This is a genomic window from Leclercia sp. CFBP8987 (genome assembly GCF_034044995.2).
In the GTDB taxonomy this organism is placed as follows: Bacteria; Pseudomonadota; Gammaproteobacteria; order Enterobacterales; family Enterobacteriaceae; genus Enterobacter; species Enterobacter tamurae.
In genome coordinates, this window is record NZ_CM188255.1 from 2495954 (window position 1) to 2517846 (window position 21893).

16 protein-coding genes and 1 pseudogene are annotated in these 21893 nt (G+C 52.9%); 6 read left to right on the top strand and 11 right to left on the bottom strand.

Annotated elements, in window-relative coordinates; genetic code table 11:
• Nucleotides 1–210: 210 nt before the first annotated feature.
• Complete coding sequence (locus SOM40_RS11975; RefSeq protein WP_225758695.1) at nt 211–1149, bottom strand: LysR family transcriptional regulator; 939 nt, start codon at nt 1147–1149, stop codon at nt 211–213.
• Between the two features lie 211 nt (nt 1150–1360).
• On the opposite strand from SOM40_RS11975, the gene SOM40_RS11980 reads away from it, so the two are divergent.
• Together SOM40_RS11980 and SOM40_RS11985 are read left to right on the top strand one after the other, a co-directional pair.
• Nucleotides 1361–2491 carry an alkene reductase gene (locus SOM40_RS11980; RefSeq protein ID WP_320530017.1) on the top strand — a complete coding sequence of 377 codons (1131 nt, stop codon included), beginning with the start codon at nt 1361–1363 and terminating at the stop codon, nt 2489–2491.
• Nucleotides 2492–2606: 115 nt separating this feature from the next.
• Nucleotides 2607–3434: an N-acyl homoserine lactonase family protein gene (locus SOM40_RS11985; protein ID WP_320530018.1), complete on the top strand. Its 828-nt coding sequence runs from the start codon at nt 2607–2609 to the stop codon at nt 3432–3434.
• Nucleotides 3435–3601: 167 nt separating this feature from the next.
• Here the strand turns inward: SOM40_RS11985 and SOM40_RS11990 are convergent, their stop codons facing one another.
• Genes SOM40_RS11990 through hflK form a run of 4 tightly spaced genes read right to left on the bottom strand, consistent with a single transcriptional unit; the run spans nt 3602 to nt 9240 of the window.
• Nucleotides 3602–5494 (bottom strand): heavy metal translocating P-type ATPase, encoded by a 1893-nt coding sequence (locus SOM40_RS11990; RefSeq protein WP_320530019.1) that lies wholly within the window; start codon nt 5492–5494, stop codon nt 3602–3604.
• Nucleotides 5491–6522, bottom strand: a complete 1032-nt coding sequence (locus SOM40_RS11995; RefSeq protein WP_225758691.1) for an SPFH domain-containing protein — start codon at nt 6520–6522, stop codon at nt 5491–5493. The genes SOM40_RS11990 and SOM40_RS11995 overlap by 4 nt, the downstream gene beginning before the upstream one ends.
• A complete protein-coding gene (hflC, locus tag SOM40_RS12000) occupies nt 6515–7495 on the bottom strand; it encodes a protease modulator HflC (RefSeq protein ID WP_106993021.1) in 981 nt (326 codons plus the stop codon). Before hflC ends, SOM40_RS11995 begins: the two co-directional genes overlap by 8 nt.
• Nucleotides 7492–9240: a protease modulator HflK gene (gene hflK / locus SOM40_RS12005; RefSeq protein WP_320530020.1), complete on the bottom strand. Its 1749-nt coding sequence runs from the start codon at nt 9238–9240 to the stop codon at nt 7492–7494. The genes hflC and hflK overlap by 4 nt, the downstream gene beginning before the upstream one ends.
• A gap of 477 nt (nt 9241–9717) precedes the next feature.
• On the opposite strand from hflK, the gene SOM40_RS12010 reads away from it, so the two are divergent.
• The 3 genes from SOM40_RS12010 (at nt 9718) to SOM40_RS12020 (ending at nt 13184) form a co-directional block, all read left to right on the top strand.
• Nucleotides 9718–10305 carry a DUF4142 domain-containing protein gene (locus SOM40_RS12010; RefSeq protein ID WP_320530021.1) on the top strand — a complete coding sequence of 196 codons (588 nt, stop codon included), beginning with the start codon at nt 9718–9720 and terminating at the stop codon, nt 10303–10305.
• Between the two features lie 117 nt (nt 10306–10422).
• Entirely contained in the window at nt 10423–11304 is an 882-nt protein-coding gene (locus tag SOM40_RS12015; RefSeq protein WP_320530022.1) for an SDR family oxidoreductase, read from the top strand.
• A 47-nt stretch (nt 11305–11351) separates the two neighbouring features.
• Nucleotides 11352–13184 (top strand): glycoside hydrolase family 15 protein, encoded by a 1833-nt coding sequence (locus SOM40_RS12020; protein ID WP_320530023.1) that lies wholly within the window; start codon nt 11352–11354, stop codon nt 13182–13184.
• On the opposite strand, the gene SOM40_RS12025 is transcribed toward SOM40_RS12020, so the two are convergent.
• Nucleotides 13159–13989 carry a DMT family transporter gene (locus SOM40_RS12025; protein ID WP_320530024.1) on the bottom strand — a complete coding sequence of 277 codons (831 nt, stop codon included), beginning with the start codon at nt 13987–13989 and terminating at the stop codon, nt 13159–13161. The genes SOM40_RS12020 and SOM40_RS12025 overlap by 26 nt on opposite strands.
• A gap of 80 nt (nt 13990–14069) precedes the next feature.
• On the opposite strand from SOM40_RS12025, the gene SOM40_RS12030 reads away from it, so the two are divergent.
• The gene (locus SOM40_RS12030) at nt 14070–14747 is read left to right on the top strand and encodes an SOS response-associated peptidase (RefSeq protein ID WP_320530025.1); all 678 of its coding nucleotides are present in this window, start codon (nt 14070–14072) and stop codon (nt 14745–14747) included.
• A gap of 42 nt (nt 14748–14789) precedes the next feature.
• Here the strand turns inward: SOM40_RS12030 and SOM40_RS12035 are convergent, their stop codons facing one another.
• The 5 genes and pseudogenes from SOM40_RS12035 to SOM40_RS12055 all read right to left on the bottom strand — a co-directional run bounded on the left by SOM40_RS12035 (nt 14790) and on the right by SOM40_RS12055 (nt 21824).
• Complete coding sequence (locus tag SOM40_RS12035) at nt 14790–15191, bottom strand: type II TA system antitoxin MqsA family protein (protein ID WP_106993028.1); 402 nt, start codon at nt 15189–15191, stop codon at nt 14790–14792.
• Between the two features lie 2 nt (nt 15192–15193).
• Nucleotides 15194–15493 carry a type II toxin-antitoxin system MqsR family toxin gene (locus tag SOM40_RS12040; protein WP_320530026.1) on the bottom strand — a complete coding sequence of 100 codons (300 nt, stop codon included), beginning with the start codon at nt 15491–15493 and terminating at the stop codon, nt 15194–15196.
• Nucleotides 15494–15806: 313 nt separating this feature from the next.
• Nucleotides 15807–16001 (bottom strand): cold shock small protein YmcF, encoded by a 195-nt coding sequence (ymcF, locus tag SOM40_RS12045; RefSeq protein WP_475421986.1) that lies wholly within the window; start codon nt 15999–16001, stop codon nt 15807–15809.
• A 116-nt stretch (nt 16002–16117) separates the two neighbouring features.
• A pseudogene (gene umuC / locus SOM40_RS12050) lies at nt 16118–17089 on the bottom strand (translesion error-prone DNA polymerase V subunit UmuC); the annotation flags it as partial.
• A gap of 160 nt (nt 17090–17249) precedes the next feature.
• Nucleotides 17250–21824 carry an NACHT domain-containing protein gene (locus SOM40_RS12055; RefSeq protein WP_320530027.1) on the bottom strand — a complete coding sequence of 1525 codons (4575 nt, stop codon included), beginning with the start codon at nt 21822–21824 and terminating at the stop codon, nt 17250–17252.
• Between the last annotated feature and the right edge of the window lie 69 nt (nt 21825–21893).

Sequence of the window (21893 nt, forward strand, 5' to 3'; positions counted from 1 at the left end):
CAATTAACGCGACGTTATTCACGCCCCTTACGAGGCAGAGTGAGTTCAGTCGCTTTCCTTAAAGGAAGAACGGCATCAAATGATTGAGCTTGTTCCGCTGTGAGCGATAAGCGGAACTTCTCTCGCGCTATTATTGCTTATTTCAGCGTTAAGGCAAATGGTTCGAAAGTTCATCATTTCATTACCTATTTTTTAGACATACGCCAGCGGTTAATGATTGTTAATAAAGTATTGATCCCAGTATGGAGGGGAGCCGATCTCATCAACCATAAATTTGAGAATTTCACGTATGCGGTGCGAGCGAAGCTTATTTTCGGGATAGAGAGCGTGTATAACGGTCGGGACAGATTCTGCTGACATATCCCATTCAGGAAGGAGTCTTATAAGACTACCATTCACAAAAATTTCAGGGCTAAAAATCCATGTTGGAAACAGCACAATGCCTGCTCCGTCCTGTGCCGCAGCGACCAGTGCTCCAGCATTGTTGCTACTTATGCCGCCACTGACCTCAATATTCTTATACTTATCTTTCAGAGATGTACGGTAATACCACCGCTGTTCTCCTGATCCCCCACGATACAGCAGGCAGTTATGGTTGCGGAGATCTTCCGGTTGCATCGGTATACCGTTCTGCTGCAGATAGGTCTGGCTGGCTGCCACAATATACTGTTGATCGCAAATTACCTTACCTAACATTCCGGAATCCTCGACCGTACTTACCCTGAAGGTAATATCATTTCCCTCCTGTACCGGGTCACGAAAGGTATCTGTCAGGGTCAGTTCAACGGATACGCCCGGATATTTCCTTCTTAATTGACTGACGAGATTAACAATATGCAGCCTGCCCAGTGCTTCCGGGGCATTAATCCTTATTTTGCCACTTATTTGCTGGCCTTCCTGAGCAATTTGCTCGGCAGCGTTATCCAGCAGGTCCAGAGCCTCCCTGACCTGAGACCGGAACCAGGTTCCTTTTTCTGTCAGAGTTACCGCTCGTGTGCTTCGGTACAAAAGCTGCTGATTTAGCTCTTTTTCCAGTGCTGCTATATCACGCGATACCGATGAGGCCGGGACACCAAAGTGACGCGCTGTTGCGAGAAAGCTGCCGGAGCTGGAAACCATTAAAAAATAACGAAGTGCCTTAAGCTGCATAAGCCCTCTCAATGTATGCGAAACGGATTAACTCACTGTCAGTTGTTGCTGTGATGACTAACTAATAAGCTATAAATTGTCATTATTGCAATAATGTTTTGCATTTTAGCCTAATTGTTCCTTTAATAACATTTTTCTAGACTGTATCCAGACCTGACGGCTGAGATGAATTTCAAAGCCGTCGTGAACGTAAATTCATTCTGGGGACGTTATGAAAAACACATTATTTGAAGCCTACAATCTGTCAGGAACCTCCTTAAGCAATCGCGTAGTCATGGCTCCGATGACGCGCTCCCGTGCACCCTGCGACGTCGCTGACACGATGACAGCCCTCTATTACACCCAACGCGCCACGGCGGGCCTGATCGTGACTGAAGGCACCCCGGTGTCACGTGAAGGGCAGGGATATCTGTTCAATCCGGGGATTTACAGTGATGATCAGATTGCTGGCTGGAAGCTGACCACGGATTCAGTACATGCTGTTGGAGGACGAATCTTTGCACAACTCTGGCATGTAGGCCGGTTGTCCCATCCCTCAATTCAGGAAGGCGGTAAGCTACCTGTCAGCCCGAGTTCCAGAAAAGCAGAAGGGACGAAAGCCTTCGGCTATGATGAAAACGGGCAGCCCGCCCTGATTGACACTTCTGCTCCGCGACCATTGAATACGGATGAGATCCCACGGCTTGTTGAAGACTTTGCCTGGGCTGCTGAAAACGCGATAGCTGCCGGTTTTGATGGTGTCGAGATCCATGCTGCCAATGGCTATCTTTTCGAGCAGTTTCTCAATCCAGGTGTCAATGACCGTACCGACAAATATGCAGCCGACACGCTGGATAACCGGCTAAGATTCACGCTTGAAGTCATCGATGCAGTAACGACAAGGATCGGTGCAAATCGAACAGGTATTCGACTGTCTCCTTATGGTCAGATTTTTGATATGCCGGTATATCCCGAAATTAATGAAACTTACCTGGCCCTTGCCGCAGAAATCGGTAAGCGTGAGCTTGCCTACCTGCATCTTATGAATCAGTCAGGCTTCTCTCGTGCAGACGGCAAAGTTGAAGGATCTGCTGAAAATGGTTTCTTCGAGCTTATGCGAGGAATGAAGTCACCGCTGAACGCTACAGCATTGATCCTGGCTGGCGGACTGACCCGTGATCTGGCAACGGAAATGATTGAGGGAGGTGAAATTGACCTCGCCGGGTTTGGCGCGAACTTTATCAGCAACCCGGACCTGGTAGCACGTATGCAGAATGGGCTGCCGCTTGCAGAACCCGATCGGGAGACATTCTATGGTGGGGATTCAAAAGGTTATGTCGATTACCCTCCCTATGGAGCTTAATCATTGAATGAGAGGGTTCGCCTGTTTCTGTGAAAATATCGCAAACCGGCTGAAATTTTTCTGACTGAGTAAACAAACTTTTCTGGCAGAACGGAAAATTTGAAGGGTTCAAAATATGAACTGGGTAAAATATGTCGTTGCCGCCGTTGCGCTTTACAGCCTGAGCCTGACCGCTCATGCTGAATCAATTAAATTATGGCGACTTAACTGTGGCACCATCGAGTTATCGGATATGAGTCCTTTTTCCGATACCTTCGATTATGCAGTTAAGCCGCGACACGTGGCCGATAGCTGCTATCTGATTAGCCATAACAACACATGGATGTTGTGGGATACAGGCCTTCCTTTGTCTGACCTGGGAAAAGATCAGAGCGGGACAGGTATACGGCCGCGTCTTGAACGTCCACTGGTTGAGCAGCTCGCAAAGCTAAACGTGACGCCTGATATGATCTCATTGGTCGCGCTCAGTCATTACCATTTTGATCACGCTGGCCAGCTCTCCAGCTTTCCTAAAGCTCGCTTGCTCATCGGCGCGAGCGATATGGCAGTGATTCGTTCCCAAAAGTCTGACGAGAACCTCGACCGGAGCCAGTTCACTCACTGGCTTTCCGGTAACGCAAAGGTGACTGAAGTAGAGGGTGATTTTGATATTTTTGGCGACGGTAAGGTGGTCATGCTTAAAACACCAGGACACACTCCAGGCCATCATTCCTTGCTGGTACGCCTTCGCGACAGGAATATCATTCTTTCCGGAGACTTATGGCATTTTGCTGCCTCAGTACCGATTAATGGTGTACCGACATTTAATACTAATCGCGCCGATACGCTTGCATCACAGGACAGATTAAACCGTATTATCCATAACCTTAACGCCGAACTCATCATTGGCCACGAGGCTGCGGATATTGAAAAATTACCCAAATTTCCTCAGGCTGCAGAATAACTACAGAGAACCTTTTTAAGGTGATGAATGAATCATCCTGACATTTCATCCGCGAATGTCAGGGTGGACATTATTTATCACTCTCGAAACCTACTGAGCTATATAGTACAACGACTGCTTTTGGCACCAGGCGGACATCTTTATCATCGCCAGCTAACTAACCTCAACTACATATTCTCCTCAAACCGTAACAGACGTCCGGCATTTCCCAGCACCAGCAAGGTGCTCATATTGTGCAAAATCGCCGCAATGATTGCACCCGACGCGCCTAACCACCCAAACGCGGCGGCAGCGACAATGACCAGCGTCCAGCCAAGGCCAATCATCACGTTAATGTGCAGCGTGCGGCGACAGCGGCGGCTTAAGCGCACGCAGGTGCCGAGGCGACGTAAGTCTCCGCCAATCAACACGATATCCGCTGATGCCATGGCAATATCTGAACCACCTGCCCCTATCGCTACGCCGACCACGCCTGCTTTTATCGCCAGCGAATCGTTGATCCCATCGCCGACCACCATCGGGCGGAAGCCGTTGTCGATCTGCTCTTTCACCTGGTGCAGTTTGTCGGCGGGCAACGCGCCGGCGATAACCTGGTTAATACCGACCTTTTTGGCGATACGTTGTGCCACGGTCAGGCGATCGCCGGTGAGTAAGAGTTGCTGATGAAGGCCAAGGTCGCGCAGCTGCGCCATCGCGTCGTGCGCTTCTTCGCGAAGGCTGTCGGCAAGTAAAATCCAGCCCCGGAAGCGCCCTGCCAGTACCAGGCCCACTATCGGCCCGTCGTGTGGGGGTTCAGGCGGTAAATCCGCGACCTGGATTGCCAGTAATGCATATCTGCCAAGCCAGGCCTCGCCCGCCGCGGTCGTGGCGGATACGCCGAGGCCCTGATGCTCATGCACATTCTGCAACGCAGGCCACGCGCCTTGTGCCGCGATGTTGACCAGCGCGCAACTGACCGGGTGATTGCTGGTCGAACCGAGACTGGCCGCCAGCGCTGCCAGGGCCTCCGGCGATTCCCCCGCTTCCGGACGCAGTTCATGCAGTTGCAGTCTGCCGTGGGTGAGCGTGCCGGTTTTGTCGATAATCACCGCATTGAGCTCGGCGAGTTCTTCAAGGAACGCGGCACCGCGAATCAAAATACCGTGTCGCGCGGCAACGGTCAGGCCAGCAATGGAGGTCGCAGGGGCAGACAGCACCAGCGCGCAAGGGCAAGCGGCCACCAGCACGGCGAGCATTGCCTGGCTATTCTGCGTTAAAAACCAGGTGCTGGCGGCGATCAGCAACACCAGCAGCAAGTAGCGGGCCGCATGACGCTCCAGCAGGCGGGTAATCGGCGGGCTGGCCTGCTCCGCGCTTTGCATCAGCGCGATAACACGTCCGAGCGTTGAGGTTTCGCCGGTGCGCGTGACTTCAATACGTAACCGTCCGTCGAGGTTGATCGCGCCGCCGTACACGTCCATCCCCGGTTTCACTTCCAGCGGCACGGATTCACCGGTGATCGGCGCGGTATCCAGACTCGCCTGCCCTTCCAGCACACGCCCGTCGGCAGGCAAACGGTCGCCCGCTCTTACCTCCACGATATCGCCTGCCACCAGTTGGTGGTTATCGATGTCATGCAGTTTGCCGTCGGCAGCAACACGCCGCGCACGGCTACGGGTAAGCTTGCCAAGCGCCTCGATTGCCTCTTGCGAGCCAATCACGCTGCGTTCTTCAAGAATATGCCCGACGATCATGATCAGCGGCAGCAGTGCGGCGGTGAGCATATCTCCTGTTGCCCACGCCCCCAGCAGCGCCAGCGCCACCAGTTGATCGGTAATGCCGTGCAGGTCTGGATAGCGCAGGCTGTAAACGGCGTGGCGCAGCACCGGAATGCCGACCATCAACGAGGCGGCCCCCAGCAGCATATCGGCGACGGCCACCTGCTCCGGTGCCAGGGCGCGCCACAGCAGGCCGAGAATTAACGTACCGCTGGCCAGCATGGCCAGAATCAGCCGTTGGGCAATGTTGCGCTGTTCCTGATGACTTAACGCGCCACCCGGATTCATTGAATCGGTGCTCATTGTGGAGAAGGTTCCTTTTGCCCGGCTGCCTGCAGGATCAGCCTGGCATCATCCTGCGGTGCAACGGTAATGACAGATGCCGCCTGGGCCAGAATTGCCGCAATGCGTTCCCGGTAAATGCGCGCCAGCAGATCCGGATCCTGCGGCGTGTTCGCTAATCGCGTAACCATCGCGGTGTCGGCCTGCGCTTTGGCGACCTTTTCCCGGGCCTGTGCCTGGGCAGTCTGGCGTATCTGGTCAGCATGTTGAGTGGCTTTTTGCCGAATGACAGACGCCTCCGTATTTGCCGTAGCAATCACCTGTGAGGCCATCTGGCTGGCCGTGAGTACGCCATTAAAGGCGGTGACTGTTGTAGCCGGCAGCATCGATTGTACGGTGACGCGCTCAAGGGTAATGCCGGGCGAACTGCCGGCCCGGGCAAGGCGTTGCAGATTATGCTCGATGTTGTGCTGAACGTCGGTGCGCAGACGTTCGCGCTGTTGGGCCACGTTCATGTTGTTGCTGACCATCTCCGGGCGAGCCACCAGGATCCTGTCGAGATCGCGGGCAGCACAAACCGCCACCGCCGCGCGCTCAACCAGGCGGTCGAGGGCGGGGATCACATGTTCGCCCTGCAACACATAATCTGCCGGGCTGTTGACGCGGTAAAAGACGCTGATATCCAACTGCACCACGCCCGCATCGCCGGTGAGCAAATAGCCTGAACCGGCTAGCGCATCACTTGTATCCGCCTCCAGCGCGTCGGGCGAGCGCAACAGCGCAGTTACGCGATGTTCAATAACCCGGTCAGGCGCAGGCACCATCACCACCTCATCAATCGGCTTCGGCCAGCTCAGCAATAATCCGGGTTCGGTAACGCGTTGCAGGGCGCCAAAATGCAGCACCACGGCGCGACTGTCAGCAGGCACCTGGCGGATGTTCGAAAACAGCCAGCTTGAGGCGGCTATAAGCGTCAACCCAAGCAAGGCATAAAAAGCGAGGCGGATGGACTGCGTCCAGGGCCCGGCAGGTTTTTGCCTCTCACTCATGGGTTTTATCCAGTTTCGGGCCATCGACTAACAGGTGGAAAGGGGCAGCATCGGTGCGTAATACCAGGCGGGTACTTGTGTTCACCACCCCGCTCAGGGCATCAAGCTGGCGCAACAGGCTGTAAAGCTGCGGTGAACTGGCGTAAGCCTTAGCGTAAATGTCTGCCGCCTGCGCCTGAGACTGCGCTTCAATATCGGCAGCCTGAACCTCTGCCTGCGCCTCCACAATGCGCGCGTCGCGCTCTGCCGCCGAACGGATTTCCGCTGCGGCACGTTTGCCTTCGGCGGTGCGCACGGTGGCGATAGTTTCACGTTCGGCCCGCATTCGGTCGACGGTGGCATTCAGCGTCACCGCCGGAAGCGTCAGGCGTTCGGTTCCCACCTGCACCAGGCGAATGCCGTAGCTTTCCAGCAGCGGCTGGCTGATTTGCGCCTGCAGGTGTGATTCAAACTGGCTGAGTTGCACCTGTGTGCTGTCGGTATTCACCAGTTGTGAAAGCGTAAAGCCGCTGGTGGTGGTTTCCAGCGCCGATCCTAAATACGCCCGGATTTGCCGTGCTGCTTCATCGGGCTGATTTTGCACCGCACGCAGGAAGCGCTGCACATGTTCCGGCGTGTTATCAACCTGCCAGACCGCGTAAGACTGCACGATAATGCGCAGCCCATCACGGGTGCCGACATCCTGCAAGCCGCTCGAGGTGGTGCGCATGCGCAGATCCACGGTGGTTGCCGTTTCAAACGGCGCGGGAAGACGCCATGCCAGGCCGGGGTTAAGCAGCACACGCACCGGGTTGCCAAAGCGGGTGATAATCAGCGATTCACCCGAGCGGACCTGCACCAGACTGGCCACCGCAACAAGAACCAGCACCAGTAAACCCGCACCGGCAATGCGCTTCCAGCCGCCCGTTGCAGGCCCGGTTGAATGGTGGTGGCTACAGCCGTGGCTGCAACCATGATGATGTGAATGGCTCAACGGGAAGGCTCCTGTGTCGGTTTTGCAGGCACATCGCGGCGTGCTGCGGCGTTCAATGAGGGAAATTCGCGCAGGTCGATGGTCGGGGATGCACCTGCCCCAATGCGGCTGTCGATAATCAGCAGCGGGCTGTGGCCGAGCGTCTGGCGCAGCTGGCTAAACCATAATTCGTCGATAAAGACCTGCCCGGCGTGCGCGACCGCCTGCTTTTGCGCGGCAAAGCTGACTGCCGTGGCCTGCGCCTTGCTGGTCACATCGGTGGCATTCATTTGCGCCTGGTTCCGGCGAGTGGTCGCCTGGGTTTGCGCGCTGGCGGCCAGCTCAGCGGCATGACCGCGCTCGCGTGCTACCAGCGCCTGAGCGGAAATTTGTGCCGCCTGCACGCCGTGAAACGCATCGGCGGCACCGGCTGGCGGGTGAATGGCTTCGACCACGGTAGAGAGCAATTCCACGCCGCTGTGTAAGGCGTCGAGTTTTTGCTGCACCGCCCGGTTGATCTGGCTGGCTAACGCGTTGCGCTGCTCACCGAGTAACTGTTCCAGCGTGAGTGAGGAAAATTGATGCACCAGCACCTGATTGGCGGTGCTGCGGATCAGCGCTGGCAGATTGTTGCTGCGGTAAGTTGCCGCCAGTGCCGCGTTATCGGTCAAGCCAATGCGCCACATAAAACGCACGTCGCTGTTGATGATTTGCAGGCTCTGCTGGTCATCACTTTGGCTGGCGATGATCTGGGCTTTATCAAAACTGTGGATCGCGTCCCAGAGACGGTCTGCCCCTGGTGGAGCATTACCTTCGGCACTGGCCAGCGGTTCGGGTGCGGTATCGTCCTGTTCCCCGGCGGCCAGTTCATGTACCTGGCCGTTTTCGGTTAACTTCACCTGCCCAAAAGGCCATGGCAGCCCGTAATGCAGCCCTGCAGGCAGCACCGTCACCGGTTTGCCGAACCGTTCGTAGATCCCGCGTTGCGTGGTGGAAACTTGCTGGAACCCGGTCAGCAACCAGCCGCAAACGATCATCACCGTCAGTACAGGCATAGACACGCGCTTCAGAACCGTTAACGCCCAAAGTTGGCGCAGATCGATGCCAAAGCGCTGATGGATTTCGTGTTGTAAAAACAGCATCGGGCGCGGGGGCCAGACAAGCTGGGTCGCCAGCTGGCTTTTTGCCAGATAGTCAGGTTCAGCCTCTTCGGTTTTCGGCGGCATAAACAGCGAGAACAGGCCGCGCAGCAGGAACTCAATCGCCACCACCAGCACCAGTACAGCGGGCAGATTAATGAAGAGTGCGATATTGAGGGTGGGAAAAACGAACGCCGGTAACGAGAAGCATTGCACCGCCAGCGTCAGGCGCAATATCGGCGCGATAAATTTTGCTTCCGGCCAGGCTTCGTTGGCCGTTGCCGCCATATGCCGTTCGGCAACCAGCACGGCAAACATCGCTGCCGCAATAATACCCACCGCCACCCATCGCAGCCTGCCGTCATCCAGCGCGACGTAATTTTCGCCCCACCCCGCAAGCGCAACACCTATCACGAAGACCGCCATTACGGCGAGCCCCACGCCATCGCTTTTAAGCAGTGCCCCGATGCGTCTGAAATTAATCGGGAGCAACCCAACAAAGCGCGGGTAAATACTCAACTGAGGTGCAGATTCTGGCAGAACCTCTTCCATTTTGAGCGGCGGCGAGAAGATGTCCGCGCGCCACTGGCAAATCCGCTGAGCGTGATACCACGTGACCGCTAACAAAATTAGCGCCCCGGCGTTGCTGCATAACAACGCAGGCCACCGGGAAGCTGGCGCGAAAAATTGCGCGATCAGCGCCGTCATGAGCATAAGAAAAATTGTCGCACCGAGCCCAAAAACGACTCTGGCGGCGAGTAAGGCCTGAGAGGATGCTAATGAATATCGAGCCTGAGAGGGTTGCATGGCGTTTTGACTTTCGGACGCAAGAGGATACGTCATTGACGTGTATTGTTATCACATAACATATCATCATCGTAAATTTTCGTAAACGAACCGCGTGTAACCATTTGTACAACCGAGCCGTGGGCAAGCGCCTTACTCTCGTCATTTCCTGCCGCCCTCCGACCAGGACAATAGCTGAATCTGCTGCCACACCCCACCCATCCACTATACTGACCATTGCAGTTGTAATTTGGACAGCAGGAAATGCACGGTTAATGATCTGACATCAACCCTACCCATGACCATCAGGAGAACAACATGCAAAAGCGTAACAACCTGAAAGTGCTGCTGATTGCCTCAGCAGTTGCCGCCATGTTCGGCACTGTCGGCGTGAAGGCCCAGTCGACGAGCGCCGCGCAGAGTGACGCCGCAGCCCAGACCAGCTCCACCGGCTCCATGGCTAAGCTGGACTCCGGCGACGAAAAAGCGTTGAAGGACATGGCGCAGGCCAATATCAATGAAGTTGCCGCCGCTAAGATCGCGCTGAGCAAGGCCGACAGCAGCGACGTCAAAGCCTTCGCCCAGAAGATGGTCGATGACCACGGCGCTGCCCTGACCAAAGTCCAGGCGGTCGCCCAACAAAAAGGGGTGACACTCCCGACTGAGCCGGATCCAGCCCATAAAGCCATGGCCGATAAGCTGGAAAAAGAGAGCGGCGATGCGTTTGACAAGATGTATATGGAGAATGCCGGCACCAAAGATCACAAGATGGTGTTGTCGAAACTGCAAAGTGACGCCAAAAACATCAAGGATCCCGATGTGAAGGCCCTGGCGGACGCACACACGCCGGTGGTTGAGCAGCATCTGAAGTCTGCCGAGCAGATGAAAATGGCAGCAGATAAATAACCCGCCTGAATTTCAGCCCGTTAACGGGCTGAATTCTCAAATGTTCCCCCTGAAAGCGCGATATCCGTCACATTATGCCAGGCTTTATATTCATCACCGAAATATATGGAGCCTGCTATGTCGCATCACACCTCACCGGATCAGTACCCTCGCCCTCCTTTCACCGAACAACTTCAACCCTGGCCGGGGCTCGCCTCGCAGATGACGCCTCAGGCCGACCATGGCGAGACCAGCTATCGCGGCACTGGCAGACTCAAAGGCCGCAAAGCGCTTATCACCGGCGGGGATTCGGGGATTGGCCGGGCGGTGGCGATTGCCTATGCCCGCGAAGGCGCAGATGTGGCCATCAATTATCTGCCCGAAGAGGAGAGCGACGCGGCGGAAGTGATCAAACTCATCCAGGCTGAAGGCCGTAAAGCCGTCGCTATCCCCGGCGATATTCGCACCGAGTCCTTCTGCGAAACCCTTGTGGAGCGCGCGGCCGCAGAGCTGGGCGGGCTTGATATCCTGGTGAACAATGCCGGGCGTCAGCAGTTCTCCACCTCGATTCGCACTCTCTCTACCGCCGACTTTGACGCCACCTTCAAAACCAACGTCTATGCCATGTTCTGGATCACCCGCGCCGCACTCAACCATCTTTCGGCCGGCTCGGCGATTGTGAATACCTCCTCCGTTCAGGCCTTCGATCCTGACGCTATCGTGCTGGACTATGCCCAGACCAAAGCCGCTATCGTGGCCTTTACCAAATCGCTGGCCAAACAGTTGGGTAGTGAAGGCATACGCGTAAATGCCGTGGCGCCAGGCCCCTACTGGACGCCGTTGCAGGTGAGCGGCGGCCAGCCGCAGGAGAAGATTGTCAGCATGGGCTCCGGCACACCGATGGATCGCCCGGGACAGCCGGTAGAAATTGCCTCGCTTTACGTGACCCTTGCCTCCGATGAAAGTAGCTATTGTTCGGGTCAGGTCTGGTGCGCAGACGGTGGCAACGGCACGCTTTAATTATCCGTAACGAAAAGACAACGCGACCTGCTGCGCCAGACGAAGGGATGACTCATTTGAAAAATGCTAAATACACTATGCCGTTGCGCGAGGAAGGATTTATTGGTCTGGGGGATTATGCCGCCATCGGTGAGGGCCGCTCGGTGGCGCTCATCGCCCCGGATGGTTCGATCGACTGGTGGAGCGCGCCCAATCTGGACTCGCCGCCCCTTTTCGACCGGCTACTGGACCCGACCATCGGCGGTTTTTTCAGCCTGACCCCTGCGGTGGAGTATACCGTCTCGCGCGCCTATCGCGAGGACAGCAACGTGCTGGAAACCCGTTTTGAGACCAAAGATGGCACGGTGTTGTTAACCGAATCGATTAACAGCACCCTGGCGGGGCGTCTGCCCTGGAGTGAACTGGCCCGGCGGCTGGAAGGCGTCCGCGGCACCGTGCCTTTCCGGCTCCATCTGCGCTTCGGGACGATGGTCGAAACGCGCTCCCCCTGGCGGTCAGATACCTTCAAGGGGAGCGTTTACCATATCGGCGATCTGATGGCGATGCTGCACACCAGCGAAAACGTCATTATTACTCACGCTGATGACGAAGAGATCGAAGCGGAGATCACCCTCAAAAAGGGAAGCCGGGAAGTTGTCGCCCTGCTCGTGACCCAGAGCGAGCCGCTGGCGGTGCCGGACATTCAGGCGATTGATAACCGCATTGAAACCAGCCACACCGCCTGGCAGGACTGGGTGAAGGGGCTCAAATATGACGGCCTCTATAAAGATCACGTTATCCGTTCCGCGCTGGCGCTGAAGTTCCTCTGGTATTCACCAACCGGCGCGCTGGCCGCGGCGGCCACCACCTCCCTGCCGGAAGGGATCGGCGGCGAGAAAAACTACGACTACCGCTTCGCCTGGGTGAGAGATGCCTGCCTGATCATTAAAGCCTTTACCTTCCTCGGCACCCTTGAGGAGTGTAAGGCGGCGTTTTCCTGGCTGTCGAAAACCATTATCAAACACGGCCCGGAGATGCAGGCCTGCTACACCCTCGAAGGCGAGCTGGTACCGGAAGAGCGTTACGCGGAACTCCAGGGCTACCGGGGTTCGCAGCCGGTACGCATTGGCAATAACGCCCGCGACCAGCGTCAGTTGAGCATGTATGCCGATATGCTTGGCGTGGCAAAACTGTTTGTCGAAGCGGGCCATATTCTGGATACGGGCACCTCGCGCTTCCTCGGGCATCTTGCCAATCAGTGCGCTGACCGCTGGCGCATGAAGGACTCCGGGATCTGGGAGTTGCCGGAAGAGCGACACTACACCCACTCGAAAATGTCCTGTTGGCTGGCGCTGGACTGCGCCGTGGTGCTGGCGGAGCACAGCCATATCGAACCGACATGGAAAGCGCGCTGGGAACGCGAGCGGGACCGCATCCGCGACTGGGTTGAGGAGCACTGCTGGTCCGAAACCCATCAGTCCTACTGCTTTTACGTCGGGGACGGCGGACAGCTGGACGCCTCCCTGGCGCTGGTTTCACGCTACGGCATGAAAGTGAATCCGAAACGCATGAAGCTGACCTATGAGGCTATCCATCGCGAACTGGGCCATAACAGCGCGATGGTCTACCGCTACAGCGGCGTCGAGCAGGAGGAGAGTACCTTCATCGCCTGTTCATTCTGGCTGGCAGAGGCCTGGGCCTCGATGGGCAAGCCAGCGGTTGGCGAGGAGATGATGGAGGAAATTCTGGAGACGCTGTGCCACCGCGGCAACGTTGAAACCTTCAATGAGATGTTTGATACCCGCACCGGCGAATGGGTGGGCAATATGCCCCAGGGCCTGAGCCATCTCGCCCTCATCTGCGCGGCGCAGGCCATCAGCGAGCATCACGGGCCCGAATGACCAGCGTAATGCCGAGCAGCACGGCACACATCGACACCAGCATGCGCAGGCTGAAGGTTTCGCCGAGCAGCACCACGCCGCCCAGAGTGGCAAGGCAGGGAACGCTAAGCTGTACCGTACTTGCGGTCATGGCTTTCATCTTCGGCAGCAGCGTATACCACAGCGCGTAAGCCGCGCCTGATGCCAGTGCCCCGGACGTCATGGCTAATAACAGTCCGGGCGCGCTGGTAAACCTTTCCCCGGACAGCAAGAGCGAGAGAACGACGGTGAAAGGTACGGCGAGGATAAAATTCCCGGTCGTCGCCGGTATGGCTTCCGGCATGCTTTTCCCTTTCACCGAGTAGTACGCCCAGGCCAGCCCGGAACCGATCATCATCAACGCGCTGGTTGGTTCCGGGGCGTGCGCGCCGGGGAGCAGCAACAGCAGGGTTCCAGCGACCGCCAGCAACAGCCCCGCGCCCTTCAGCACACCGATTTTTTCTCCCTGCCGCCAGCCATAGATGACCATTGCCGTCTGCACGGTCCCGAACAGTAACAGCGCCCCGGTCCCGGTATCGATCTGCAGATAGGACCAGGACATCGCCAGCACATACAGCGTCAGGGCCAGACCGCTCCGCCAGTCATAATGTATTTTTGATGCCGGCCTTTTTCTGACGCTCATCAGCATCACCAGGAACAGTGCGCCGCTGACGATCCGCACATCGCTGAAGGTCGCCGGATCGATGTGCCCGCCCGTCAGCGCCACCCGGCACAGGACGGAGTTCGCCGCAAACGCCAGCATGGTGAGTATTATTTTTCCTGTCATACCCTCTCTCACAAATGCAACCTGCCCGTTTCCGGAAAATAGACAACCTATAATACTTACATATACCACCGGAGGTGACTATGTGTGGACGTTTTGCCCAGGCGCAGACCCGGGAAGAGTATCTTGCCTTTCTGGCCGATGAAGCGGATTGCGACATCCCCTACGACCCGCAACCTATCGGCCGCTATAACGTGGCGCCTGGCACCAAAGTGTTACTGCTCAGCGAGCGCGAGGATCTGTTGCATCTTGACCCGGTATTCTGGGGTTACGCCCCTGGCTGGTGGGACAAGCCGCCGCTGATCAATGCCCGGCAGGAGACCGCCGCCAGCAGCCGGATGTTTAAACCGCTGTGGAACCATGGTCGGGCGATTGTCTTTGCCGACGGCTGGTTCGAGTGGAAAAAAGAGGGGGATAAAAAGCAGCCTTACTTTATCTGTCGCGCCGACGGACAACCCATTTTTATGGCGGCCATCGGCAGCACGCCGTTTGAACGCGGGGATGAGGCGGAAGGGTTTCTGATCGTCACCGCCGCGGCGGATAAAGGGCTGGTGGATATTCACGATCGGCGTCCGCTGGTGTTAACGCCAGAGGCAGCACGGGACTGGCTACGCGAGTCGGTGAGCGGGCAAGAAGCAGAAGAGATTGCGCAGACGGGTGCAGTCCCCGCGGACGTATTCCATTGGCATGCCGTTACAAAGGCCGTGGGGAATGTGAAAAACCAGGGGCCAGAATTAATTGATGAGATCAGCGCGTCTTAAAGTCTGGATTATCTGAGCATCTTTTCTGGCCAGGTTGACCGGTTAAGCCTGCTTCAGTTCGTCCAGAAGTTCAGGATGTTTATCCAGCGCTTTAAACAACAACACTAATGGCCGTGGCGGCGCGACACGCCCCGTTTCATAGCGACTAAAAGCATTGACTCCGCCGCCAAAAATTTCGGCTGCCTGACGTTGGTCCAGATTCAGGCGTTTACGCACGTTTGCGATGAAGGTTGGATCGACCTCTTCAGCGTTTACCTTACGGTTAAACGCCAGAATGGCGGCAAAGTACTCGTCCCCTTCCCCATTGCTAAAAATAATCTCATCGCACGCATCGCAAAACTGCCCTTTAACGGCATGAAAGATCGTTTTCTGGCCTTTGTATTCATACGCAATATCGCGGCTTTCGTGTTGAAGCTCCGCGCCACCGCAAACAGGACATTTCATCTTCATAGCTCCTTAAATGACACCACCAGTACGCCATCGGTCACAATAAACTTTATGTAAATCTGTTGGCCGTTGTAGACCGTTCGGTACACGTCATGCCAGCACGTATGATCGTGATGGGCGGTCATACTTTTGTAAAAATCAGCCGGTTCCAGCGTCAGGATGACATCAAAAATTTCCTGTCTGGAGCAAAAGCCCATCTGGGCTGCGCCGATCAATGCGGAACGGGTTATTGCCGTCAATCCAGCTCGTACCATCGTTTTAACGATATGTAAGCGAGTATGCGGCGTTCTCTTTTCCATAAGATTAACCTATATGCCAAATTGTGCAAACAGGTTAAATTCGTGACGTAAGCAAGTAAAGATAGCCTGAGATGAAAATGCGAGGATGGCCGCAGACCCGTTTCAATGGCCTGCCATTAGCCGGGCCGTGGGGAATGTGAAAAACCAGGGGCCAGAATTAATTGATGAGATCAGCGACGCGTAAAATAAAGCGGATGACGTGATACTCTTATTTACTGGAATTTACTAACACTCAATTAATATAAAAGTGCCGTAAGCGAAGCGGTAAAAACAAATAATCCAGGAGGGCCCAGGACGGGCCCCCGCATTACACTTAAACAACCTGTTTTGGCCAGCGTCTCCTTTTCGGGAGTGGCACGCATGAGTGAGGGGTGAGTCGGGTTCCACAAACGGAACAAACAGCACCATGAGGTTGGGTTTGCGCTGGGCTAAACGTGGTAAAACGAAATCGCGTACTTGTGCAAACCGGGCACTCAAATTTTAGGTTGGGAATAGCCCCTCCGGGCAAGTGAATAGAAACACCACCATACAGTAATTATTAATAGAACAGGGATATATCGTATAAATAACTTTCTTTACACCTATATTTCTTTTTTATAAGCAGACTAATTTTGGGATAAGGATTTATCTCACCCGCAATAAATCAGAAAAACGCGTGGTATATCGGGGAGATAACATCTCTCTTTTCATTTGCCATTGCTGTTCAATCCCCTGCCCGGCAAACCAGAGGGTTCCGCGCCCTTCTTTTTTATTGAGTTGGTCGATAACCGCCATCAGTTCTGCGCTGTTGCGTCGGGGAGGATTTTCATCAAACAGATTAAGCTGCGCGACGCCAAGACTGAAGAAATCCCCCAGCATGACCCCGGCTTTCTGATAGCGCAGCCCCTCTTTCCAGATAGCGTCCAGACAGCGAGTCGCCGCGTTAATAATATCCCGGCTGTCTTCGGTGGGCGTCAGGAGCTTAATCGAGGCGCTGTTGCCATAGTAAGGCTCGTTCAGCGCGAACGGCGAGGTCTTCACAAAGGCGGAAATAAACCGGCAGTACTGGTGCTCGGCCCGCAGTTTTTCGGCGGCGCGCGCGGCATAGCTGCAGATGGCCTGGCGCATCGCCTCGTAGTCTGAGACCTTCTCGCCAAACGAGCGGGAGCAGATAATCTCCTGCTTGTGCGGGGCAAACTCTTCAAACCCCAGGCAGGATTCGCCGCGCAATTCCCGCACGGTGCGCTCCAGCACCACGCTGAAATGCTTGCGGATCACGGCGGTGTGGGTGTCGGCCAGATCCAGCACGGTTTTAATCCCCATGGCATCCAGCCTTTTACTCAACCGCCGCCCAACGCCCCATACCTCCTCGACGGGCAGCGCCGCCATCAGCTTACGCTGCCGCTCGACGCTGGAGAGATCGAGCACGCCGCCGGTTTGCCGCTGCCATTTTTTGGCCGCGAAATTCGCCAGCTTGGCGAGGGTTTTGGTGGGGGCAATACCCACCCCGACGGTCAGGTGCGTACGTTGCAGCAGCGTTTGTCGAATTTCACGGCCAAAGGCCTCCAGATTGAGGCAATTGCTGACGCCGGTGAGATCGCAAAAGGCCTCATCAATGTAAAGGAAAGATGATCGATTATGGACATGAAATTTTTTCAGTTAAGTGAGCTAGTTACTTTCAAACAAAATGTCCATAGAAAAGTATCTTTTTCACGTTTTTTGACCCAAGTATGTCCATGGTCTAAGCAGTTTTCAAAACCATCCAGTTTTGGGGCAGTCATGGTCGTTCCGCCGCCCTCAACCAATCAGCTATGCCTTTAATACCCATTGAAAGTAAGTTGTCTTGTAATGACACAACGCGCTGCAACATCGCACCACAGTCAGACTCTTCATGTTCTTCTGCTTCCGCAAAAAGATGAGTCATCAATTGTGTGAGATTATTATGGTTATCATACATATGCAGTTTGCTATCGCGCACATATGCCACATAAATTTCGGTTGCTACAAGAGCTTGCTTAGGATCATGTTGTGACAACTTATTGAGCCACTCATGAAATCCATAAGGCTGCGGTTTTTTATTATCATTATTACTATCTTTTTCAAATACAGAAAAGCAGTTGCTAATTAACTCTGTTGGAACAGATATCGCCTCTCTTTTATCTTGAAAGATACGAATTGCTTGTCCCGCAACTTTCAGTGCATGTTTGCTATTTGCTTTTAAACCGGCATTAACTCCGGAAAAACATTGTTCCCTGTGGCGTTGAATATTTTCAGCGTTTGTCCAGACGGTTGCTGCACCATACCAAGCCTCAGGGCTATCTAATGTATACAAATCATATAGTAATGTCTCAAAAGGAATATGCTGAGTCATGGCGGCTAAGGCAGAAATGCGTCCCCATATTTCCATATCATTGCCGCGTCCTTCGCTCCAAAGGCGTGCCAGTAACGGCTTCACTATTTTGAAATGTCTATGATACGCATAATAAAGACAACGCTCAGCAATTTTCCAAAGTTCATAAGCATCTTTCATGGCTAGGTGAAATAAATCCCAACCCAAATCAAAATCTTTACTTTGTAAATATGGCAAGCGGCGTAGAATCGTGGCACGAACTGCTAAGTGCTCGTCACTTGCAAAGCGACGCAACGTGGGCACTAGCAATTGCGGCAACTCGATTTCATGCTCTATAAGATTATCTGCGACAATCATCAAAGATTCAGAAATATTTCCTTTTGCCATATTCATTCCCAAGCTGAGTAAACTTACGGAGTCATCCTTAATTAGGTCATACTCATGGCACCATGCAAATCCAATGGTTAAAAATATTAACCGTTCGGCTTTAAGTTGGTCATGTATGACATGTGAGCAAGCCTGAATTGCTTTAGCTGTAGATCGCTTATATTGCCATTGCTTTGAATGCCTTTCTAGTTCATCAAGTATCTGACTCGCCAGCAGGGAAGAATCAGGATCCTCGATCGGTGTCCACCCTTCATTCGGACTCAAATTGCCATAGCGATGGGCTAAATATGTAGTGACCCCCATCATGATATCATCACGAAAATTTTCAGGTATTGCAGCCCAATAATTGGATAAAAATCTCAAGAATCGAGAGGGATTACGTGAGGAAGCCTCTCGTAGTTGGGAGCCCACTTCCCGCTCCCCGCCAACAAGCATTTTAATTCCATCGCAATCCGAATGCCCATCATAGTGCATCAGTAATTTCAACACCCCTTTATCGCTTATTCCCAAAAATATTTCAAATGGAAATGGAGCCCTAACAATATTTTCATATGAGTGATTTTTAGGTTGACGTACTATTATTCCCGCTTTTTTCTCATATTTATCAACCACAGCTTGTGCTTTTAGTGAGCGTAAGTAGCAAGGAATAGATGCTATCAATGCTGCTTTCTTCTCCAATACCCACAATTCACTTTCGGTGGATTCATACTTCTCCCATATAGTTAAAATATTATCCATGACAGCATCCTGTGCTGAAACGGGTAGAAATCTGAAGCTTGCCTGTATTAGTTCATCTAATTCATGAGAAACATCAAACTCAAGTATGTTTCGACTACACAATATACGCTCTATCAAAGAAAGATTAGTTAATGGCGAAATAGTACAAGCAAGAATACAAAAATAGAGTAAAGCGCCTTCATCATTTAGGCAAAGTCGTTCACTATTTTGTTGCCACCAGTCTGAGTGTATTTTTGCTTGGTAGAGGACACTTGCTTCAACAGCGTCAAATAGAACATTTATGCTCTCCGCATGATGTATATCTAACAGATTGCCCTTTCTTTCATAGGAAGTCTCGCTCAGAAAACCATATCGATAATTCATTTTGGGATTTTTATATTGTGACTCCCTATACTGACTCCAGTATTCTATTGCATCTACTGCCAAATCCAGCAACGTACTGGATTGCATCATTCGGTTTTTTAGAAAATTTTCATTTTGAATTCCAAATTCATGCGGACGGCAACGTAACTCATTCTCAAAGCTGTACTTCAATATATTCTCATCTGTTAGCCCAACAGTTATATAACGCCAGAGAAAGATATCATCGACTACGCCAATCGCCACACACTTAGCAATAACTTCACCAAGCGAACTGTACTCAGACAATGGCATATCAAGTAAACGCTGTAACAATGGAGCAACCAGTTGCAAATTCCCATGTTCAATTTCTAACAAAATCCTTGCAAGCTGATCTGCAATACTTTTGTTATCAAAATAATCTAATTCAATAATTTCAGTCCAGAATGACACCACTCCTACAGTATCAGCATTACTCCATTGAGCAATTCGATGAACATGTATCTTTAGGCCTTCAATATCTCGGTTGGTTATTAGATTAGGACACAGAAATTTCATCCAGAAATGATGCCACTCAACAGATCTACCAGCCGTGTAAATCACCTGAAAAACATCACGGTAATCTTCGCGTAAATCACGTATTAAAGACCAATCGTCATTCTGTGGTGTTTGCTCAGCGAAAGATTCTGCTGCGAGGCGTCGGATATGAAAGGCCGTATCGCCCGTTAATACCGTCCTGAGTTGTTTTCTGAACTCACGGCGCTCACCTATCGCCAACTGAGCGATAAAACTTCGGATGCTTGGTCTTACAAAAGGAACCGGCGGTAAGTCTTTTATGAATTCATTTAGTGTGACGCCATTCCGTATAGCCCGACTTATGACGAGGACATCCAGTAAGGTTTGATGGCCAAAAGTCAGTTTCCCATCTACAGTTTCCTGCAATACATTAAGACTGCGAAGTTTTCTCTCAATATCTAAAGATGCAGTGAAACGCTGTCGAGGAACCGTCAGGCTTCGCAAACGCAGCATCTCGGTGGCAAGACCTTCAATCGCTTGTAAAGCCATATCCCCCAATTCAACATCGGCAAGCACAATACTATTTAGATAGCGTTGCGCCAAAGCATGGCTGGTTACCACATTGAAACTGCCACCTCGTAAGGCTAGTTCTACAAACAGCGCCAATTCACGCGGATTACGTATCAATTCACGTGTGACGATGTCAATTTCTGTTGCAGCAATTTTCAACGTAGCCAGTAATGGAGCAACTACAACATCCCAGTTTAATGGCTGACACTCAAATTCGCAGTCCCAATGCCGTTCAGCAATCCGTCTGTCGTAATGCCTGTCAAATTCGCGGCATGCGGTAACAACGGTGATATTTGGAATCAATAACAAGCGATCGATTTGAGCAAGGAAATACTGTAGTACGCGATGCTCACGGGCAATGGATAATACATCTAAGGAATCAATAACGACTATTACATAAGCGCTTTCAGCAAGTCTTGCAGCTTTCTCTACCCATTGCTGGGACAGTCCCTGAGCCTGGCGCTCTTCTGGTGTTGCGAGATCTGCGAACTCACGTGACTGGATAAAAAGTGGTGCCATGTCTGAACAGTTTATTGCCCGTTCTTCTAAAGCCTCCTGCAATTCAAGCATGATACAGGTTTTTCCTGAACCTGGGAGACCAGTAAGCAGGATAGACTTTTTTCTTGCATCAATTGCAGCCAACAGTTCATTCAGGATTGGGTTGGCAATTCGCTGCCCAGCAATATCTCGCCGCCATGACCTACCAATAGCCGAAGTGCTAGAAAAAGAATGGCGAATCTCAGCGATACCCATCGGCGGAACCAGGGTTGACCCAGACTGCTGGACAATGTTCCGAAGATCGTTTTTAGTCAAACGATGTATAGTCGCAGCAGACGAGCTACCACCACCTAATCGTGCCCCTAGTTTCTCAATGCTAACCCAGAGTGCGTTAAAAGCTGCTTCATGGTTACTCGCTATGCTACGTAAGCGGCCACGTAACTGGAGTTCCATCTGATCGAGGTCATCACTGGTAATAAAATTAGTTCGACGAAGGAATTCAAATACTGAAAGGTCAGGAGCAGTTTTTTTTAGGAGATGAGCCAAGGTGTCATTTAGTCCCCTCTGTGCTTTCCCTAAACTTTGTAGATAGTTCATTTCATCTGGTTGGGATGAGCTGTGCTCTTTGATTTTTGCAAGGTCGCCAAAGTTATTTCGCGAATAAAAGCGGACATTAACTCTGGGGTTATCAGCCAGCAGAAGGAAGGCTTTATCCAGTTCGTCACCAAGGTCAGCTATCGTCCAGGCCTTGAAATCTGTTTGATTTTTTTTGCACTGGCAGGCGATCAAGGTTCCGTCAGTTCTGCCAACAACGACATCATCAACGGAATAACTTATCGAATCTACTTCAAGCCATTCGAAGTCCGGATCGGACAAGACTATTAATGCCCAATCAAACGCTACCAGGGTCTGATAGCCATCGCCGCGATTTGAACGTATACCTGCAATACTCATAGATTATTCCTTTCAGGGGACAGTTCCCCTTTTTCATCCAGAGATGATTAGCATCGATTAAATTGTGGA

Bases quoted from the DNA above. Each gene is read 5' to 3' on its own strand.
- SOM40_RS11975 (WP_225758695.1), bottom strand. From the start codon at position 1,149: ATGCAGCTTAAGGCACTTCGTTATTTTTTAATGGTTTCCAGCTCCGGC.
- SOM40_RS12040 (WP_320530026.1), bottom strand. From the start codon at position 15,493: ATGGAAAAGAGAACGCCGCATACTCGCTTACATATCGTTAAAACGATG.
- SOM40_RS12030 (WP_320530025.1), top strand. From the start codon at position 14,070: ATGTGTGGACGTTTTGCCCAGGCGCAGACCCGGGAAGAGTATCTTGCC.
- SOM40_RS11985 (WP_320530018.1), top strand. From the start codon at position 2,607: ATGAACTGGGTAAAATATGTCGTTGCCGCCGTTGCGCTTTACAGCCTG.
- SOM40_RS12035 (WP_106993028.1), bottom strand. From the start codon at position 15,191: ATGAAATGTCCTGTTTGCGGTGGCGCGGAGCTTCAACACGAAAGCCGC.
- SOM40_RS12010 (WP_320530021.1), top strand. From the start codon at position 9,718: ATGCAAAAGCGTAACAACCTGAAAGTGCTGCTGATTGCCTCAGCAGTT.
- SOM40_RS12015 (WP_320530022.1), top strand. From the start codon at position 10,423: ATGTCGCATCACACCTCACCGGATCAGTACCCTCGCCCTCCTTTCACC.
- SOM40_RS12025 (WP_320530024.1), bottom strand. From the start codon at position 13,989: ATGACAGGAAAAATAATACTCACCATGCTGGCGTTTGCGGCGAACTCC.
- SOM40_RS12055 (WP_320530027.1), bottom strand. From the start codon at position 21,824: ATGAGTATTGCAGGTATACGTTCAAATCGCGGCGATGGCTATCAGACC.
- SOM40_RS12020 (WP_320530023.1), top strand. From the start codon at position 11,352: ATGACTCATTTGAAAAATGCTAAATACACTATGCCGTTGCGCGAGGAA.
- SOM40_RS11995 (WP_225758691.1), bottom strand. From the start codon at position 6,522: ATGAGTGAGAGGCAAAAACCTGCCGGGCCCTGGACGCAGTCCATCCGC.
- SOM40_RS11980 (WP_320530017.1), top strand. From the start codon at position 1,361: ATGAAAAACACATTATTTGAAGCCTACAATCTGTCAGGAACCTCCTTA.
- SOM40_RS11990 (WP_320530019.1), bottom strand. From the start codon at position 5,494: ATGAGCACCGATTCAATGAATCCGGGTGGCGCGTTAAGTCATCAGGAA.